General features: G+C 63.5%; 4 protein-coding genes. 3 read left to right on the top strand and 1 reads right to left on the bottom strand.

The window, feature by feature from the left end:
* Nucleotides 1-297 precede the first annotated feature (297 nt).
* Nucleotides 298-933: an isoprenylcysteine carboxylmethyltransferase family protein gene (locus tag EN879_RS31315; RefSeq protein WP_063169592.1), complete on the top strand. Its 636-nt coding sequence runs from the start codon at nucleotides 298-300 to the stop codon at nucleotides 931-933.
* 10 nt (nucleotides 934-943) lie between these two features.
* On the opposite strand, the gene EN879_RS31320 is transcribed toward EN879_RS31315, so the two are convergent.
* Entirely contained in the window at nucleotides 944-1429 is a 486-nt protein-coding gene (locus EN879_RS31320) for a hypothetical protein (RefSeq protein WP_027162851.1), read from the bottom strand.
* A gap of 220 nt (nucleotides 1430-1649) precedes the next feature.
* On the opposite strand from EN879_RS31320, the gene EN879_RS31325 reads away from it, so the two are divergent.
* Entirely contained in the window at nucleotides 1650-2015 is a 366-nt protein-coding gene (locus EN879_RS31325) for a RidA family protein (RefSeq protein WP_063169591.1), read from the top strand.
* 26 nt (nucleotides 2016-2041) lie between these two features.
* A partial coding sequence (locus tag EN879_RS31330) for an amidohydrolase family protein (protein ID WP_348631512.1) occupies nucleotides 2042-2682 on the top strand: 641 nt, incomplete at its 3' end.

Below are 2682 nucleotides of genomic sequence, written 5' to 3' on the forward strand. Positions count from 1 at the left end.
GAGAGTGACGTCGGGAACTCTGTTGTGGCTCGGTGGGGCGGGTTGTTGCCTGTTGGGCGCGAGCATGGCTGAAGTCCTGAGGTCGACGGTTGCGGCGGTGGCGATCCGCGCAGCGTAAGCAAACGAGTTCACGCCGGCCTGTCCGGCGGCATACAAATTCGTAAGAATGGACGTGGGCCGCGCAAAGTCCTTTACGAACGCCCGGCGCTGCGCCGATAGAGGGCGTGCGCCTTTCATCCGCCATCAATGTCATGCCCATTGCTCACGGGCACTCGTCAGTGCCCCAGGAAACACCAAATGACCTACGCTACCCTCAAGCCGGTTTCCCAGGCCTTCGACCAGCGCAAGCGCCTGATCTTCGTGCGGGTTGCGGCGGCGCTGGCGGTGTTGCTGCTGTTTCTCACCAAGCCGGGGCTGAGCGAGGGCTCCGACGGGCACGAAACGCTCGAATTCTTCGGCTTTTGCCTGGTGCTCGTCTGTGTCGTCGGGCGGCTGTGGAGCATTCTCTATGTCGGCGGCAAGAAGAACGAGGAACTGGTCTCGACGGGACCGTTCTCGACCACGCAGAACCCGCTCTATTTCTTCTCGACGGTCGGCGCGGTCGGCATTGGATTGCTCTACGGCTCGCTGATGACGGCCGTGGCGCTGGGCCTTGCCAGCTTTTTCATCTTTCGCGTCACGGCGCGCAAGGAAGCCGAATTTCTGCTCGGCAAGTTCGGCCCAGCCTATCTTGCCTACACCAAGAGCACGCCCCGGTTCTGGCCAAACCCGCTGCTCTACCGCGACGATGACGAACTGCAGTTCTCGACGCGGGCTTTGAAGCGCACGTTTTTCGACGGGCTCTATTTCCTCGCCATCTTCCCGGCCATCGAACTGGTCGAGCATTTCCGGGCGACCGGCATGCTGTTTCCGGCCTTCGTCACGCTCTACTGATCAGCTGGCTCTAGCTGCCGAGCGGATGCGGCATGTAGCCGACGAAGCCTGATATCTTCCAGCTTCCGCCGACCTTGCTGCAGAAATACAGCGTCTGCCATTTCAGCCGGTCGACGCTGCCGTCCGCCTTGGCGACCGAGCCGTCGAACTTCTTGTGCAGCACGGCGCGGTCGCCGTCGACGTCGATGTCTCGCATGTTGGTGACGCGAAACAGCGCCTCGCGCAGCGGCTCGGCGAATTTGGTCGCCGCCGTCTCTTTGGCCTGGCGCAGCCATTCGTCGCGATAGACTTCGAGCCTTGGAAACTGCAGCCGCCAGGCGTCGGCGTTGTGCAGGAAATGCGCATGCATGCCGAAGAAACTCTCGGCGACGAAATCGTCCTCGACCATGGCCCAGTCCTGGCCGATGAAGGCGTCGATGTCGCGCCGCACCAGCATTTCCCAGAGCGCGTGGCGATCGGCATCGCCTGATGGAAACGGGTTCTTGTCGTAGGTCATTGCTGCTGTCTCCGCTCTGGCAAATCCGTCTATGCGGTGCGGCTTCCAAGCCGCCCGTCAGCGCGTACGATGCAAGGGCTCTTGTAATAAAGCAACGCAGATTTCCAAGAATGTTGCTTTCCAACAAGGCCCCTATGAGGATCGGCCGGATCGGCGTAAATGTCGATCGAAGCGGGCGCTGCAATGGCACCCCGTCCTGTCATCAGAGGAGGCTTGTCCCTTGCCGAAACAGTGTTTTGGAACGTCGCATGTGCCGTTGTCGCCCGCCGTGCGGGCAGGCGATCTCGTCTATGTCTCGGGCCAGGTTCCCGTCGGCAGCGACGGCATCGTGGTCAAGGGCGGCATATCGGAACAGACCGAGCAGGTGCTCGCCAACGTCAAGGCCGCGCTGGCGCTGGCCGGCTGCACCATGGACGATGTGGTGAAGACCACCGTGTGGCTGGAAGACGCGCGCGATTTCGGCGCCTTCAACGCGGTCTATGCCAGGCACTTTCCGAAGAACCCGCCGGCCCGCACCACGGTCGAATCGCGGCTGATGATCGATATCAAGATCGAGGTCGAGGCGGTCGCCTATCGGCCTCTGTAAGCAAAGCAACGAGCGGAGGTTACTCCATGCAATTCGACCTCCTGCTGAAGGGCGGACGGCTGATCGATCCGGCCGCTGGCCTCGACGCGCTGCGCGATGTCGCCATCGCCAATGGCCGCGTTGCCGCGGTCGACGCCGATATCCCGGCGGACAGCGCCGCGCAGATCGTCGATGCCGGCGGCTGCATCGTCACGCCGGGCCTGGTCGACCTGCACAGCCACGTCTATTGGGGCGGCACGTCGCTTGGCGTCGATGCCGACCGGCTGGCCGCCAAGAGCGGCACCACCACCTTCATCGATGCCGGCAGTGCGGGCGCCGGCAATTTCCTCGGCTTCCGCCGCCATGTCATGGAGCGCTCGAAGGTTCGCATCCTGGCCTATGTCAACATTTCCTTTGCCGGCATTTTCGGCTTCTCGCAGACGGTGTCGGTCGGCGAGTGCAGCGATCTCAGGCTCTGCGAACCGCGCGAGGTTGTGGCTGCGGTGCGCGAGCACCGCGATGTCGTGGTCGGCGTAAAGGTTCGCTCGGGCAAGCATGCCGGCGGCACCAGCGGCATCGCGCCGGTGGATCTGGCGCTGGAGGCCGCCGACCAGGCCGGCCTGCCGCTGATGGCGCATATCGACGAACCGCCGCCCGGCCGCTCGGAAGTGCTGCCGCGCCTGCGCAA

This window comes from Mesorhizobium sp. M7A.F.Ca.AU.002.02.1.1 (assembly GCF_003998535.1).
Classification (GTDB): Bacteria; Pseudomonadota; Alphaproteobacteria; order Rhizobiales; family Rhizobiaceae; genus Mesorhizobium; species Mesorhizobium ciceri.

Bases quoted from the DNA above. Each gene is read 5' to 3' on its own strand.
- EN879_RS31315 (WP_063169592.1), top strand. From the start codon at position 298: ATGACCTACGCTACCCTCAAGCCGGTTTCCCAGGCCTTCGACCAGCGC.
- EN879_RS31320 (WP_027162851.1), bottom strand. From the start codon at position 1,429: ATGACCTACGACAAGAACCCGTTTCCATCAGGCGATGCCGATCGCCAC.